The sequence below is a fragment of the Marinactinospora thermotolerans DSM 45154 genome, from assembly GCF_900167435.1.
In the GTDB taxonomy this organism is placed as follows: domain Bacteria; phylum Actinomycetota; class Actinomycetes; order Streptosporangiales; family Streptosporangiaceae; genus Marinactinospora; species Marinactinospora thermotolerans.
Genome location: NZ_FUWS01000026.1, coordinates 1 through 15,751 on the forward strand (window position 1 = coordinate 1; position 15,751 = coordinate 15,751).

General features: G+C 73.3%; 8 protein-coding genes. 2 read left to right on the plus strand and 6 right to left on the minus strand.

What is annotated here, in order from left to right; all coding sequences use genetic code 11:
- From B5D66_RS24660 to B5D66_RS24675, 4 genes are all read right to left on the minus strand, one after another.
- On the minus strand, positions 1 to 3,782 hold a 3,782-nt coding region (locus tag B5D66_RS24660; RefSeq protein WP_159457320.1), incomplete at its 3' end, for a type I polyketide synthase.
- Between the two features lie 113 nt (positions 3,783 to 3,895).
- Positions 3,896 to 5,134 carry a type III PLP-dependent enzyme domain-containing protein gene (locus tag B5D66_RS24665; RefSeq protein WP_078764229.1) on the minus strand — a complete coding sequence of 413 codons (1,239 nt, stop codon included), beginning with the start codon at positions 5,132 to 5,134 and terminating at the stop codon, positions 3,896 to 3,898.
- Entirely contained in the window at positions 5,131 to 6,669 is a 1,539-nt protein-coding gene (locus B5D66_RS24670) for an AMP-binding protein (RefSeq protein ID WP_078764230.1), read from the minus strand. The genes B5D66_RS24665 and B5D66_RS24670 overlap by 4 nt, the downstream gene beginning before the upstream one ends.
- Positions 6,670 to 6,840: 171 nt before the next feature.
- Positions 6,841 to 8,379 (minus strand): AMP-binding protein, encoded by a 1,539-nt coding sequence (locus tag B5D66_RS24675; protein ID WP_078764231.1) that lies wholly within the window; start codon positions 8,377 to 8,379, stop codon positions 6,841 to 6,843.
- Positions 8,380 to 8,715: 336 nt separating this feature from the next.
- Between B5D66_RS24675 and B5D66_RS24680 the strand changes: the two genes are divergently transcribed.
- Positions 8,716 to 8,952 carry a phosphopantetheine-binding protein gene (locus B5D66_RS24680; protein WP_078764232.1) on the plus strand — a complete coding sequence of 79 codons (237 nt, stop codon included), beginning with the start codon at positions 8,716 to 8,718 and terminating at the stop codon, positions 8,950 to 8,952.
- Between the two features lie 54 nt (positions 8,953 to 9,006).
- On the opposite strand, the gene B5D66_RS24685 is transcribed toward B5D66_RS24680, so the two are convergent.
- Both B5D66_RS24685 and B5D66_RS24690 read right to left on the minus strand, forming a co-directional pair.
- Complete coding sequence (locus B5D66_RS24685) at positions 9,007 to 9,942, minus strand: ACP S-malonyltransferase (RefSeq protein ID WP_235001217.1); 936 nt, start codon at positions 9,940 to 9,942, stop codon at positions 9,007 to 9,009.
- A gap of 4 nt (positions 9,943 to 9,946) precedes the next feature.
- Positions 9,947 to 10,846, minus strand: coding sequence for a proline iminopeptidase-family hydrolase (locus B5D66_RS24690; RefSeq protein ID WP_078764233.1), 900 nt, complete (start codon positions 10,844 to 10,846; stop codon positions 9,947 to 9,949).
- Between the two features lie 760 nt (positions 10,847 to 11,606).
- Here B5D66_RS24690 and B5D66_RS24695 point away from each other — a divergent pair.
- Positions 11,607 to 15,751 (plus strand): type I polyketide synthase (locus B5D66_RS24695; RefSeq protein ID WP_144390353.1); only part of this gene is annotated, 4,145 nt, incomplete at its 3' end.

Consider the following 15,751-nt stretch of genomic DNA (forward strand, 5'->3'; position numbering starts at 1 on the left):
CTCCCGTCGGTGGCCGTCCCGTCGTCGTGGTCGGCCATGTCGATGGCGTGCAGGGCGGCGTCGAGCAGAGCCGGGTGGATCCCGAAAGCCCCCGCCTGGGCGGCCTCCCGCTCACCCAGCTCCACCTCGGCGAACACCTCACCACCACGCGTCCACGCGCGCCTCAACCCCTGAAACGCCGGGCCATACCCATAACCCTCACCGGCCAGCCGCTCGTAATGACCCGACACCTCCACCACACGCGCATCCACCGGCGGCCACACCGACAGATCAAACCCCGCACCACCCACACGACCGGCGACCAGCACCCCCACCGCATGGCGGACCCACGTCCACCCGTTCACGGAGGAGTGCACGCTCACCTCCCGGCGGCCGTCCTCCCCGGGCGCACTCGCCCGGACCTGGAGGTCCACGGCCTCCTCCGTCAGGACGAGGGGGGTTTCCAGCATGAGTTCCTCGACGACCGGGCAGCCGACCTGGTCGCCGGCGCGCACGGCCAGCTCGACGAACCCGGTCCCGGGGAACACGACCGTCCCGCCGGCGGCGTGGTCGGCCAGCCACGGCTGCGACGCCACCGACACCCGACCGGTCAGGACGACCTCGCCGGACGCCGCGACGCGCACGGAGGCGCCGAGGAGCGGGTGGTCGGCGTCCTCCAGGCCCGCGGCGCGCACGTCCGCCGCCTGCTCGTCGTGCAACCAGAAGTGCTCGCGCTGGAAGGCGTAGGTGGGCAGATCCACCCGGGAGGCCCCCGAGCCGGCGAACACCCGCGCCCAGTCCACGTCGATCCCGGCGGTGAACGCCTCGCCCAGGGAGAGCAGGAACCGGCCGGTCCCGCCCTCGCCACGGCGCAGCGTGCCGACCACCGCGCCCGAGCGGCCCGAGGTCTCCAGCACGTCCTGCACGCTCATGCCCAGCACCGGGTGCGGGCTGACCTCGACGAAGACGGTGCGCCCGTCGCCGATCATGGTCTCGACGGTCTCGGAGAAGCGCACCGGCCGACGCACGTTCTCGTACCAGTACCCGGTGTCCAGGGTGGTCCCCGCCACGATCCCCGGGGTCACGGTGGAGTAGAAGGGCACTCTGCCCTCGCCCGGCGTCACCGGTTCCAACGCCTTCAGCAGCCGCTCCCGCAGGGCTTCGACCTGGCGGGAGTGCGACGCCACCGTGGTGGCCACCACCCGGGCGCGCACGTCCTCGGCGCGCAGCCCTTCGACGAACTCCTCCAGGGCCGCCTGCGTGCCGGCCACCGCCGAGGAGACGGGACCGTTGAGTGCGCTCAGCTCCAGCGCGCCGTCCCAGGCGGCGATGCGTTCCCGCACCTCGTCGGGGGGAAGGGCCACCGCGGCGATCGCGCCCTTGCCGACCAGTTCCTCGGCGAACACCCGGGAGCGCAGGACCACCGCCCGCACCGCGTCGGGCAGCGAGAGGATTCCGGCGACGTAGGCCGCCGCGATCTCCCCCTGGGAGTGGCCCACCACCGCGGCGGGGCGCACGCCCGCGGCCTCCCACATCGCGGCCAGGGAGACCATGACGGCGAAGGTGATGGGTTGCAGGACCTCGATGGATTCCAGGGTGGGGGCGCCGGGCTCGCCGTGCAGGACGGCCCAGGGGTCCCACTCCACCCAGGTCGCGATCTCCTCGAAGCATTCGGTCAGCCGGGCCGCGAACACCGGCGAGGTCTCGGCGAGTTCGGCGCCCATCCCGGCCCACTGCGACCCCTGCCCGGGGAAGACGAACACCGGTTCGCGCGTGCCGGGCGCGGCGCCGCGCGCCGCCCCCGGCGGTGTGTCGTCCGTGGCCAGCGCCTCCATCGCCGCGATCAGCTCGTCCGCGGTGGTACCGACGGCCACGGCGCGGTTCTCGAACACCGCCCGCGAGGTGACCAGGGAGTGGCCGATGTCGAGGGGGGAGCGGCCCTCGGCGCGGGCGTGGGCGGCCAGCGCCGCGGCCTGGGCGCGCAACCCCGCCTCACCACGGCCCGACACCACCCAGGGCAGGGGGCCGGGTGAGGTGGCCGAGGTGGAGATGAGCCGGGTCTCCTCCCCGGGGCCGTCGGTGCCCGTCGCGGGGGCCGGTGCCGCCTCGGCGACCGGCGCCTCCTCCAGGACCACGTGGGCGTTGGTGCCGCTCACGCCGAAGGACGACACCCCGGCCCGGCGGGGCCCCTCCTTCTCCCACACGACCTCGTCGGTGAGCAGTTCCAGCGCGCCGGCGGACCAGTCCACGTAGGTTGACGGCTCGTCGACGTGCAGGGTGCGCGGCAGCACGCCGTGGCGCATCGCCAGCACCATCTTGATCACCCCGGCCACGCCCGCCGCCGCCTGGGTGTGCCCGATGTTGGACTTGACCGAGCCCAGGCGCAAGGGAGCGGCGTCACCGCGGTCACGCCCGTAGGTGGCCAGCAGCGCCTGCGCCTCGATCGGGTCGCCCAGCGCCGTACCCGTGCCGTGGGCCTCGACCGCGTCGACCTCGCGCGCCTCCAGGCCGGCGGAGGCGAGGGCCTGCCGGATCACCTTCTCCTGCGACGGCCCGTTGGGGGCGGTCAGGCCGCTGCTCGCGCCGTCTTGGTTGACCGCCGAGCCGCGGATCAGGCCCAGGACCGGGTGGCCGTTGGCCAGCGCGTCCGACAGGCGCTCCAGCAGGATGATGCCGGCCCCCTCGGAGAAGCCGGTCCCGTCGGCGCCGGCGCTGAACGCCTTGCACCGGCCGTCGGTGGCGATGACCCGTTGCCGGCTGAAGGCGGTGTAGGTGCCGGGGGCCGACATGACCGTGACGCCGCCCGCCAGCACCAGGGGGCTCTCCCCGGTGCGCAGTGACTGGCAGGCCAGGTGGATGGCGACCAGGGACGCCGAGCAGGCGGTGTCCACGCTCATGGTCGGTCCCTGTAGGCCGAGCGTGTAGGCGACCCGGCCGGCGATGACGCTGGTGGCGGCGCCGGTCACGAGGTAGCCCTCGACATCGGCGGGGGCCCGGTGCAGCCGGGGCCCGTAGTCCTGGGGTTCCGCGCCGATGAAGGTCCCGGTCCGGCTGCCGCGCAGGTCCTGCGGGTTGATCCCGGCGCGCTCCAGCGCCTCCCAGCAGGTCTCCAGGATCAGGCGCTGCTGGGGGTCCATCGCCAGCGCCTCGCGCGGGTTGATCCCGAAGAAGGCGGGGTCGAACTCGCCGGCGTCGTGCAGGAAGTGACCGACCCGGGTGTAGCTGGTGTTCCCGGTGTCGGGGTCGTCGTCGAAGAGGCGGTCCAGGTCCCAGCCCCGGTCGGTCGGGAATCCGGTGACGGTCTCCCCGCCCTCCCGCAGCAGCCGCCACAGCTCCTCCGGGGAGCGCACGCCACCGGGGTAGCGGCAGGCCATGCCGATGATGGCGATGGGCTCGTCGGAGGCCACGGCGGAGATGGCGTCGCCGCCGTCCGATTCCTCTCCCAGCCCGAGCACGTCGGTGAGCAGGTGGTCGGCGAGCGCGGCCGGTGTGGGGTAGTCGAAGGCGAGGGTCATCGGCAGGGGGGTGCCGAGCTCGGCGGAGAGCCGATCGCGTAGTTCCACCGCTCCGAGCGAGTCGAGCCCCATGTCCCGGAACCCCTGATCGGGGGAGATCTCGTCCACCAGGCCGGGCAGCACCTCGTCCATGACGCCGAGCGTCGTGCGACCGACGAGGTCGGCCAGGGCCGCCCGCCGGTCGGCGAGGGGGAGGCCGGCCAGCCGGAGCGTGAACGCCGACACCTCTCCGGTCTCCGCCGCGGGGGCGACACCGGTCTCGTTTGCGCTGTTGTGGTCCTGACTCATGCGCTGACTCTCCATGGTGAACCGCGAAGGACCGGCCCTCGGCGTGTGTTCGGGGCGGCCGACGATGGGGACGGGGAGGGGCGGCCGGGACCACCACGATCCCGGCCGGCGGGTTATCGGGGGATCCGGTCGAATCCGATGCGCGACGCGGAGACGACCTGGTCGCCGCGGGTGATGACCTCGGTGGGGGCCGGCCGGCCGAGGAACATGAGCAGGCTGGCGGTCAACCCATAGGCGCCGGCGTTGGGGATGGTCACGACGTCGCCGGGGCGCAGGTCCGGGACGGACACGTTGTGCCCGAAGGTGTCGCCCGGCGTGCACAGCGGGCCGACGAGACTGGCCACGCCGTCCTCTGCCCGGCCGTCCGCGGGGACGGGGTCGGGGGCCAGCCCCACCGACACCGGCAGCAGCCGGCCGAGCCCGGACATGCCGCCCAGTGTGTTGATGCCGGCGTCGAGGATGACGAACCTCCGGCCGCGGCTCTCCTTGATGTTGGTGACGGTGCACACCAGGCGGCCACAGTCGCCGGCCAAGTACCGCCCGGATTCGCAGGCGATCCGTGGCGCGCCGTCCCGCCACCCGGGGAAGCGCCCGTCGAGGGTCTTCTCCAGGGCGGCGCGCAGGTTCGGGTAGACGGGACGCTCGCCGGGGGTCAGGTAGGGGGAGGCGAATCCGCCCCCGAGGTCGAGCAGTTCCGGCTCCAGCCCGACGGCGTCACGGACCTCGGCCGCGGCGGCGATGGTGTGCTCGAACTCGGCGATCAGCGAATCCTCGTCGCGCGCGTTGCTCAGCGAGAACAGGTGCATCCCGGCCAGGCGGACGCCGGGGACCGCGCGCAGCTCCGGCATGACAGCGGGCAGTGTCTCGCTGTCGAAGCCGAACTGCGAGGGGGTCCCCGTCATGCGGATGCTCGTGGTGGCCCCGGTGCCGGCGCTGTTGACGCGCAGCAGGCAGTCGGCGGTGACGCCTCGCTCGTCCGCGGCGCGGCCGATCCGGCGCAGGTCGCCGAGGGATTCCGCGGAGAAGGTGCGGACGCCGGCGTCGAGGGCCGCCGCCACCTCCTCACCGGTCTTGCCCGGCCCGGTGTAGAGGATTTCGGCCGGGTCGAAGCCCGCGGTGATCGCGGCGGCGAGCTCGCCGGTGGAGCTGATCTCGGCCTTGCAGACGGGGCCGTCGCCCTCGCGCAGCGCCCGGGCGATCTCAGGGTGGGGGTTGGCCTTGAAGGAGTAGTAGAGGACCGTCCCCTCGGGGAGGGCCGCGTACAGGTCGTCGCGGGCGGCCACGGCCCGCTGGAGGTCGTAGACGTACAGGGGTGATCCGTACTGTTCGGTGAGGTGCGCGTCGCCGCTCACGGGCGTTCTCCTTCGGGGCCGTCGAACATGCGGGTGAGGACGTCGCGGGCGTTCTTGCCGTTGCGGGTCAGCGGCATTTCCCCGATCACCCGGCACAGCGCGGGGACCTTTGCCGCCTCCAGCCGAAGCGCCAGTTCCCGCAGCACTTCCCGCGGGGCCAGATCGGACTCGGCGACCAGGGCGAGGTCGCGGTTCTCCGTCGGGGGCAGCACGGCCGCGGCGCGGACACCAGGGATGTCCAGGGCGGCCGCCTCGATCTCGACGGTGCTCATCCGGACGCCCTTGCGCTTGAACATGTCGTCACGGCGCCCCTCGAAGTACAGGTAGCCGTCCGCGTCGAGGAAGCCGTGGTCGCCGGTGCGCATGCGCACCTCGCCCCCGGCGCCGTCGCGCCGGTAGACCCGCCCGGTCTGTTCGGGCGACCGCCAGTAGCCGGCCATGACGTTGGGCCCGACCACCGTGATCTCCCCGGATTCGCCCGGTGGCAGCGGCCTGCCGTCGGGGTCGAGGATGAGCACCCGGGTGCCGGGCAGGGGCCGGCCGACGGAGCCGGGGCGCTCGTGCTCCTCCTCGGGGGGCATCACGGTGACCCGCTTGCACTCGGTGATGCCGTACATCCGCACCACGCGGGCGCCGGGGAACCCGGCGCGCAGGTCCTCGATGGTGCTGATGGGCAGCGCCGCCCCGGTGTTGGTGAACATCCGAACGCCACCGGCCGCTTCGGGGTCGCGCCTGGCCAGGGTGGTGATCATGGTCGCCAGGGAGGGGACCACGGGCAGGATCGTCACCCCGTGCTCGCGGACCCGTTTCATCAGCAGCAGGTCGGACTCGGCGCCGGTGAGCAGCAGCTCGGAGTGGCCCAGGGTGGCCAGCAGGACCTGGTAGAGCCCGTAGTCGAAGGAGAGCGGCAGCCGGCACAGGACGACGTCGGCGGGGCCGTAGCCGAGGACACCGTTGATCGCGGTGGCGGCGAACGTCACCGCCGCGTGCGGGCACATCACCCCCTTGGGGGTGGAGGTGCTGCCAGAGGTGTAGATCATGAGGGCGAGGTCGTCGGGGTCCGGTCCGGGGAGCGGGGGGAGCTCCTCGTCCGCGGCCTCCTCGACGGTCTCCCACAGTGCGTCGAGTCCGTGGACCGGGACGCCGGTGCCGGCCGCGGCGGCGCGCAGCGCCTCGCCGTCACCGATGGCCAGGGCGGGCTCGGCGTCGGTGACGATCGAGCGCAGCTGGTACTCCTTGAGCCCGGGGTCCAGCGGGACGACGACGGCGCCCACGCGTGACGCGCCGTACAGCGCGGGCACGATCTCGCGCCGGCTCGGCGTGAGCAGGAGGATCCGGTCGCCGCGGCCGACGCCCAGCGCGGCCAGCCGGTGGGCGAACGCGCGGCTGAGCCCGGCGACCCGGGTGTAGCTCCACGGACCCTGGGGATCACGGACGGCGACGGCCTCGGGGGTTCGCGCGGCGGCCCGGTCCAGGAGCTCGTGGACGAGATCCGGGCGCGCTCCCGCCCCCTCCTCGGTCGGACTGGACATCATGACCCTCCTCGATCGGGTCCGGGCCACGGCGATGTGCCCGTGGGCGCCGGGTGGTGGTGTGAATGGCGGGACCAGGAGACCGGATTCGCCGAAACGCTACTGATCGGGGCAGCGCGGGGGAGCCCCTAACGTCCCCCTAGGCCGCTTCTGCGGTGGCGGGCCGGGAAGGGGTCACCGGGCGTCTCCGATGTGCTCCCCGGCGATCGTGCGGAGCCGGGCCCGGTCGACCTTGCGGTTGTGGTTCAGCGGGAACCCGTCCAGGTGGACGTAGGTCCGGGGGATGAGCCCGGCCGGCAGGGTCCGTCCGGCCTGCGCGGCCAGGTCCGCGGGGCGCGCCGGGGCACCGGTGTAGAAGGCGACGAGCCGCAACGGGCCCTCCTCGCCCTGCGTGACGGCGACGGTCGCGGCGTCGGTCACCCCAGGGGTGGCGCGCAGGGCGTGGTCGATCTCGGTGAGCTCGACCCGGCGGCCCTGGATCTGCACCTGGGAGTCGGCCCGTCCCAGGTAGACGAGGTCGCCGGTGCGGGCCCGCCGCACCCGGTCGCCGGTGTTGTACCAGGTGCGCCCGTCCCGGTGGACGAACCGTCCCCCGGCGTCCCGCGGATCGAGGTAGCCCGGGGTGAGCTGGGGGCCGCTGATCCACAGTTCGCCCTCCTGCTCGGCGGGCCTACCGTCCTCGCCGATGAGCAGGTGGTCGTGGCCGTCGTTGACCTCGCCGATGGGGGACAGGCCGTTGACGCAGATCCCGGGGGTGGTCGCGGGGTCCCAGCGGTAGGCGGTGATGGTGATGGTCATCTCGGTCGGGCCGTACAGGTTCTCCAACGTCGAGCTGGAGGCGGCGCGCAGCCAGTCCGTGGCGTCGGCCTCTTTCAGCGCCTCCCCGGCGAACAGGCTCCAGCGCAGACCGGGCAGGGAGCCGGGGGTGAGGCGGCCGGTGTGCCGGGTCAGCCCGATGGCGCTGGGGGTGGAGAACCACACGGTGATGCCCTGCTCGGCGATGAACGCCGGCAGGTCGCGGTAGGCGGTCATCGGCACGGCGACGACGGTCGCCCCGGCCCCCCACGCGCAGAACAGATCGAACATCGCGCAGTCGAAGGTGAGGTCGAACGTCTGGGAGAAGACGTCACCGGGGGTGAAGTCGTAGCGCGTGTCGAGGAACCGGAAGTAGTGGTCGGTGTTGGCGTGGGTGATGGGCACCCCTTTGGGGCGCCCGGTGGAGCCGGAGGTGAACAGCACGTAGGCGACGTCGGAGGGGGCGACGGGCCGCGGGGCGTCCAGCGCGTCGGCCTGCGCGGGAGGGTCGATGCCGGGGGTGAGCACCCGCGGTGTCCGTCCCGCAACGGTCAGGTCCCGGGCGGCCGTCGCGCCCCACTGGTCGGCGATGACGGCCTCCACCCCCGCTGTCTCGGCCATCATGCCGATCCGCTCGACGGGAAGGTCGGTGCCGAGGGGGACGACCGGGACGCCGGCGTAGAGTCCGGCGAGCACACCGACGTAGGCGACCGTGCCTTTGGCCGCGAGGATCCCCACGGCCGCGGGGCGTCCATCGCGCAGGAGCGCACCGGCCCACAGCAGCGCGAGCCGGTCGGCCTCGGCGTAGGTCAGGCTCTCCGCGCCGCCGTTTCCGGCCCGGAAGGCGGCCCCATCGGGGTTGGCCGACAGGCCGCGGCGGAATCGCGAATAGAGTGCGGACGGAGTTTCAGGCGTCATTTCCGATCACCGATCCGTGGATTTATGTGCCGTGGGCCATCGTGGTATTCCGGATTTCCCGCGGGCGACCCCGGCGGGTTCTCTTCTTCTTTTCCTCTGGTTTCAGAGGGGGATTGAAATTCGCGACGATTCGCGTGTATGTTCATCGGGTGTCCGGTATTCGCCGGTGGGTTCCCCCTGGTCTTCGCGGCCCCATCGCGCCGGGCGCCCTACCCGTTTCCGGATGTCCCCGGGTGCGCGGGACCTTCGCACCCTTTCACCGACGTCCCCGATCCCCTCACCCGTTCCCGCCCATCCGTGCGGGACGAATTCGACCGAGAGAACGGTGCCGCCGTCATGTGGGATGAGAAATTCGAGAACACCCTCCGCGAATCCCTCCCTTTCCTTGCCCCCGATGAGGAACTCCGGGAGGACATGAGCCTGATGGGCGCCGGATTGGACTCCATGGGGATCGTCCAGCTCCTGTCCCGGCTGGAGGACGCCTACGACGTCCGCTTCCGCGACGAGGCGCTGACCCTGGAGACCTTCGAGACCCCCGGCACGCTCTGGAAGGTCCTCACCGGCCTGCGCTGACCGGACGCCGGGGAGCGGCGCGGGGCCGCCGCTCCCCGGCGGACCGGCCCGCGCTCAGCCCGCCGCCATCCGCCGGGCGACCAGCGTGGGCGTCACCGGCAGCACCTTGAAGTTGTCCCGGGTGACCGGAACCCGGCCGAACAGCGCGTCCTGCCCGCAGACACAGACACCACGCACCCCCATCCGGGACAGCGCGGCCACCACGTCCGGCCAGCGCAGCGCGCGCACAAAGGTGTCCAGCAGCATCGTGCGCACCTCCTCGCCGGTGGTCAGCGTCGCGCCGTCGTGGTCGTCGATCACCGGCAGCCGGGGGTCGGCGAACGACAGATCCGTCATCGCCTTCTCCGCGCGCTCGCGCAGGCCCGCGAAGGCGGCGGAGTGCATGGGTGGGCGCATGGTGTACAGCGACAGCCCGCCCAGCGAGCGCACCCGCTGCTGCAACCACTCCACCTGCGACTCGCGCAGGGACAGCATGGTGAAGTCGTGGTCGATCACGCAGGCGACGTCGTACCACTCGGAGCGTTCGTCCAGCTCGGCCAGGATCCCGCGCAGGGCGTCCGCCGGGACCCGGACGAAGGAGTGGGTCACCACGTCGGTGTGCTCGGTGGAGAAGTACTCGGAGGTGATCCGGGCCAGGAGCGCGGCCAACCCGATCCCCTCCTCGGCGGTCAGGGCACCCGAGTACACGGCCGCGGCCCGCCCCCCGAAGCTCGGCCCGGCACAGGCCGCCGGAGCGATCCCGTACTCGCGGTGGGCCCAGTCGGCCAGGGCCAGCGAGTTGACCATGAACGCGACCTGGACCGCCTCGGCGTAGTCGTCCCCGGCCGCCTGGAAACGGTCGAGCAGCCGGTAACCGAGCACGTCATCGGCGATCGCGACCAGGCGGCGCGCCTCGGGGACGTCTCGCATGAACGCCACGGTCTCGGGGGTGCGAGAGGGGCCCATGCCCGGGAAGACGACGGCGGTCTGTAGGCCCATGCTGAATCCCATGCGGTTATTCCAGACTCGTGAGGAATTCGGCCACGACCTCGATGAACCGTTCCGGTTCCTCCAGGTGCGGTGAATGGCTGGAGTCCGCGAACTCGTGTCCACGGACGTCGGGGACGAGGTCGAGGAAGGGGCGTACCGATTCCGGCGTCACCTCGTCGTGCCGGCCGGAGATCACCAGGGTGGGCGCCGCGATCCGCGGCAGCAGGTCCACCACGCTCCAGTCCTTGAGGGTTCCGATCACGTGGAACTCACACGGGCCGTTCATCGTGTGGTAGACCGTCGGGTTGCTGGAGGTGTCCATGAAGGTGGCCGTGAAATCGCGCGGCCACGGATCCACGCGCAGCACGTGCCGGTCGTAGAACACCTTCATCGCCTCGAAATAGGCGCGAGTGTCGGTCGTCCCGGCGGCCTCGTGCTCCCGCAGGGTCGCATCGACCCCCGGAGGGAGCCGGTCGCGCAGGAGTTTCAGCTCGCGGCGCCACTCGGGGTAGGAGGCCGGCGAGTTCGCGATGATCAGCCCGCGCAGGCCGGGCGGGCGCCCCGCCGCGTGGAGGGCTGCCAGCAGCCCACCCCAGGAGTGGCCGTACAGGACGTAGTCGCCGGCGACGCCGAGCCGCTCCACCAGGTTGCCGAGTTCGTCGTTGAACAGCCGCGGCGTCCAAAAGCCCGGGTCGGCGCCGTCGATGTGGGTGGAGCCGCCGTTGCCGAGCTGGTCGTAGTGGACGACCGGCCACCCTTGGTCGGCGAGCGCGGTCATCCCCAGCAGGTAGTCGTGGGTCGCGCCGGGGCCGCCGTGCAGCACCACCACCGTCGGCCGGCCGTTGCCCGGTTTTCCGGTCACGCGGTACCACGTCGCGTACTCGCCGAACGGCACCGTTCCCCTGGCGTCGGGGGATCGCGCCACGTCCACCACCTCATCTGGTCGGCGCGGACCCGGGCCCGCGGTATTAGGCCGTTCACGCCGGGCACGGCAGGGCCCGGTACCGCCGAGCGAGGGGCGGCCACGCCGACGCTAGGCGGCCTCCGGCGCCGCTGGCACCCCTAACCCGCCCGTGCCGCACCCCTCAAGGAGACGGCGTGGGACGGGGCCGGGCGCGGCGGGGCGTCCCGGGCCCCGAGGGGCCCGGCCACCGGTACCGGGAGGCCGGCACGCTCCCCGTCGGGGCCGGCGGCGGGAGGGACGCCGGTGTCACGGCGGCGCCGGCAGCGGACGCAGCCCCAGGGGGAGGAGAGGGGGAAGCTAGGGGTCGGTCCCGCCGGGACGGGTCATTACCGTCTCTTCAGCGTCGATCGTGGGGGACCCACGCCCACGTTCCCGCGCACCGCCGGGCCGTGCCGGGCACGGCGGTGATCCGGACCGCGTGGTGACGGCCGGGCACGCCGACCTGATCGGCGCCGGACCGCTCACCACGTCGCGACACGCCTGCGAGGGAGGGACGGCCATGCGCTCCACCGGCGGCTCGGCGGCCGCCCGCCCCGGTTCCGCGGCCCCGGTCCCCCACCGGTACCCACCCCCTCTGACCTCACGGACGACGTGCTCCGGGGACGCGGGGGCGGATTCCCCGCGCCGGACGGGTTGACGCGCGGATCTGTCCGTTCCGCCCGGCCCGTCGCGCCCCGCTCTGTCCCCCCACCGCCACTAGCTCAAGGTTGGTTGAGATCCCATGGCCAATGACGACAAGTTCCGGGACTATCTCAAGCGCGCCACCGCCGATCTCCAGCGGACCCGCCGGCGGTTGCGGGAGATCGAGGCGAAGGACCGTGAGCCGATCGCGATCGTGGCGATGGGCTGCCGCTACCCCGGTGGTGTCGCCTCCCCCGAGGACCTGTGGGCCATGGTGGCGGCCGGCGGGTCGGGGATCGTCCCCTTCCCGACCGACCGCGGCTGGGATCTCGACGCCCTGACCAACCCCGACCACACCGTTGACGGGACGACCTACGCCGACGAGGGCGGATTCCTCGACGGCGCCGCCGAGTTCGACGCCGCGTTCTTCGGGATCAACCCGCGCGAGGCGCTGGCGATGGACCCCCAGCAGCGCCTCGCCCTGGAGGTCGCCTGGGAGACCCTGGAGCGCGCCGGGGTCAACCCGCAGGACCTGCGCGGCACCCCCACCGGCGTCTTCGTCGGGGGCACGCAGACCGGGTACCTCCCGGGGACGGGGCCGTTCCCCGAAGGGGTCGAGGGCTACCTCCAGACGGGTAACACCAGCTCGGTCATCTCCGGCCGGATCGCCTACACCCTGGGCCTGGAGGGCCCGGCGGTGACGGTGGACACCGCCTGCTCCTCCTCCCTCGTCGCGATCCACCTGGCGTGCGAGTCGCTGCGCCGCGGCGAGAGCACCCTCGCCCTCGCCGGCGGCGTCACCGTCATGCCGACGCCGGAGCTCATGGTGGACTTCAGCCGGCAGCGCGGGCTGGCCCGCGACGGCCGGGTCAAGGCGTTCTCCGACGACGCCGACGGCACGGTGTTCTCCGAGGGCGTGGGGCTGGTCCTGCTGGAACGGCTCTCCGACGCCCGCGCCAACGGCCACCGCGTCCTCGGCCTGGTCCGGGGGACGGCGGTCAACCAGGACGGCGCCAGCAACGGCCTGTCCGCCCCCCATGGCCCCTCCCAGGAGAAGGTCATCCGCAGCGCCCTGGCGCGGGCGGGCCTGACCCCCGGTGACGTGGACGCGGTCGAGGCCCACGGCACCGGCACCACACTGGGCGACCCCATCGAGGCGCAGGCGCTCCTCGCGGTCTACGGCGACCGGCCCGAGGAGTCCCCGCTGTGGCTGGGCTCGGTCAAGTCCAACATCGGGCACACCCAGGCGGCGGCGGGCGTGGCCGGGGTGATCAAGATGGTGCTGGCGATGCACCACGACCTGTTGCCGCGCACCCTGTACGTCACCGAGCCGACCTCCCACGTCGACTGGGACCAGGGGCAGGTGCGGCTGCTGGACGAGGGCCGCGAGTGGCCCCGGCGGCCGGAGTCTCCCCGCCGGGCCGGGGTGTCGTCCTTCGGTGTGAGCGGCACCAACGCCCACATCATCCTGGAGGAGGCCGGGGAGGCCCCAGAGGGGACGGCCGCCCCCGCCGGAACCTCCGACGCGCAGGAAGCGGCGCCTCTCTCACTCTCCGAAGAGACCCCGCTGCCCTGGGTGGTGTCGGCCCGGGGCGGCGCCGCACTGCGCGCCCAGGCCGAGCGGCTCGCGGCGCACGTCCGCGCCCACGAGGAGGCGGACCCTCAGGCCGTCGCCCGCGCCCTGGCCACCACGCGGGCGGTCTTCGGCGACCGCGCGGTCGTGGTCGGCACCGGCCGCGACGAGCTCCTCGCCGGCCTGGACTCCGTGGCCACGGGAGACGGCGACGCCACGGTGGTGAGCGGCCTCGCCACGGTCCGCCGCGACCCCGTGTTCGTCTTCCCCGGGCAGGGGTCGCAGTGGGCCGGAATGGGGGCCGAACTCGCGGAGTCCTCACCGGTCTTCGCCGCGCGCCTGCGCGCGTGCGCCGAGGCGCTGTCGGAGTTCACCGACTGGGACCTCCTCGCCGTCCTGCGCGGTGAACCCGGCGCACCCCCGTTCGACCGTGTCGACGTGGTCCAGCCCGCCACCTGGGCGGTGGTGGTCTCCCTGGCCGCGCTGTGGGAGTCGGTCGGGGTCCGCCCCGCCGCCGTCATCGGCCACTCCCAGGGTGAGGTCGCGGCGGCCTGCGTCTCCGGGGCACTGTCGCTGCGGGACGCCGCGCGCGTCGTCGCCCTGCGCAGCCGCGCCATCGGCCGGGAACTGGCCGGCACGGGCGGCATGATGGCCGTCGCGCTGCCCGAGGAGGAGGTGCTCCAGCGGATCGAGCCGTGGGCCGGCCGGATCTCGGTGGCCGCGGTCAACGGCCCCGTCTCCGTCGTGGTCTCCGGTGCCTCCGCCGACGTGGACGAACTGCACGCGGCGCTCACCGCCGACGGTGTGCAGGCGCGCAAGGTCGCCGTGGACTACGCCTCCCACTCCGCGCAGGTGGAGCGGCTGCGCGACATCGTGCCCGCCGAGCTGACCGGTATCGCGCCGCGTCCCGCCGAGGTGCCGTTCTACTCCACCGTGACCGGCTCCCTGCTGGACACCACGGGGGTCGATGCCGGGTACTGGTACACCAACCTGCGGGAGCGGGTCCGCTTCGACGCGGCGGTGCGCGCCGCCGCGGCCGACGGGCACACACTGTTCATCGAGGTCAGCCCGCACCCGGTGCTGAGCATGGCGATCCAGGACATCCTCGACGACAGTGCCGGTGACGGCGACGCGATCGGCACGCTGCGCCGTGGCGAGGGCGGGACCGGTCGGTTCCTGCTCTCCCTGGGCGAGGCGTTCGCCCACGGCGCCCCCGTGGACTGGGCGCGGGCGACCGCCGGGGCGCGGACGTCTCCGGTGGATCTGCCCACCTACGCCTTCCAGCGGGAACGGTACTGGCTGGAGGCCGGGCAGGCGGCGGACGTGCGCGCCGCGGGCCTGGAGGACGCCGGCCACCCGCTGGCCGCCGCGGCGGTCGAGCTTCCCGGCCGGGGCGGCGTGGTGCTGACCGGGCGGTTGTCGGTGGCGTCGCAGCCGTGGCTGGCCGACCACGCGGTGGAGGGGACGGTGGTGTTCCCGGGGACCGGGTTCGTCGAGCTGGCCGTGCGCGCCGGCGACCAGGTCGGCTGTCCGGTCGTCGAGGAACTCATGCTGGAGAGCCCGCTGATCGTCGACGACGAGGCGGTCGTCCTCCAGGTCACCGTCGACGCCGAGGAGGACGGCCGCCGCGCCGTGGCCGTCTACTCCCGGACCACCACCCGCGGGTGGACCCGGCACGCCGCCGGAACCCTCGGGGCCACCGGTCGTGTGGGTGGTGCGGGGTTTGATTTGTCGGTGTGGCCGCCGGTGGATGCGCGTGTGGTGGAGGTGTCGGGTCATTACGAGCGGCTGGCCGGTGAGGGTTATGGGTATGGCCCGGCGTTTCAGGGGTTGAGGCGCGCGTGGACGCGTGGTGGTGAGGTGTTCGCCGAGGTGGAGTTGGGTGAGCGGGAGGCCGCCCAGGCGGGGGCTTTCGGGATCCACCCGGCTCTGCTGGACGCTGCTTTGCATGCCAGTGCCGTGGTGGGGGATGTGGCGGGGCGGGGGGTGGAGCTTCCGTTCGCGTGGACGGGGGTGGAGTTGCTGGCTTCGGGTGCGTCGCGGGTGCGGGTGCATGTGGTGCCGGCGGGTGATGGTGGTGTGCGGGTGCGGTTGGCCGATGGCGCGGGTGCGCCGGTGGCCGAGATCGCCTCTTTGATCTCCCGCCCCCTCCCCGCCGGGGAACTGGCGGCGGGGACCACCTCCGGGCACGCGGCCCTGCGCCACCTGCGCTGGGAGCCCTTCACCGGTGAGCCGGCCGCGCTCTCCGGCGTGGTGGCCGTGGTGGGCGACGGGCTTTCGGACCTGCTGTCGGGGGAGGAGCCGGCGGGAAGCCGGTTCGTGCGGTTCGCCGATGTGACGGAGCTGGGTGCCGCGGTGGGGGCCGGTGAGGTGCGGCCGGAGGCGGTGATCCTCCCCTTCGATCCGCCCGAGACGGACGGCGCCGGGCTCGGGGACGCGGTGCGGAACGCGCTGGGGGACCTGGCGGCGGTGGTGGGTGCTTGGGTGGGGGATGAGCGTCTGTCGGGTGTGCGGTTGGTGGTGGTGTCCTCGGGTGTGGTGGGGGCGCGTGCCGGTGATGGTGGCCCGGGTTTGGTGGGGTCGGCGGTGTGGGGGTTGGTGCGTTCGGCTCAGGCGGAGCATCCGGGCCGGGTGGTGTTGGTGGATGTGGATGGTGCTGCGGGGTCGGCGGG

What these genes read in the sequence shown, in the direction of transcription:
- B5D66_RS24670 (WP_078764230.1), bottom strand. Translation starts at nt 6,669, where the DNA reads ATGATGTCCAGTCCGACCGAGGAGGGGGCGGGAGCGCGCCCGGATCTC.
- B5D66_RS24675 (WP_078764231.1), bottom strand. Translation starts at nt 8,379, where the DNA reads ATGACGCCTGAAACTCCGTCCGCACTCTATTCGCGATTCCGCCGCGGC.
- B5D66_RS24680 (WP_078764232.1), top strand. Translation starts at nt 8,716, where the DNA reads ATGTGGGATGAGAAATTCGAGAACACCCTCCGCGAATCCCTCCCTTTC.
- B5D66_RS24685 (WP_235001217.1), bottom strand. Translation starts at nt 9,942, where the DNA reads ATGGGATTCAGCATGGGCCTACAGACCGCCGTCGTCTTCCCGGGCATG.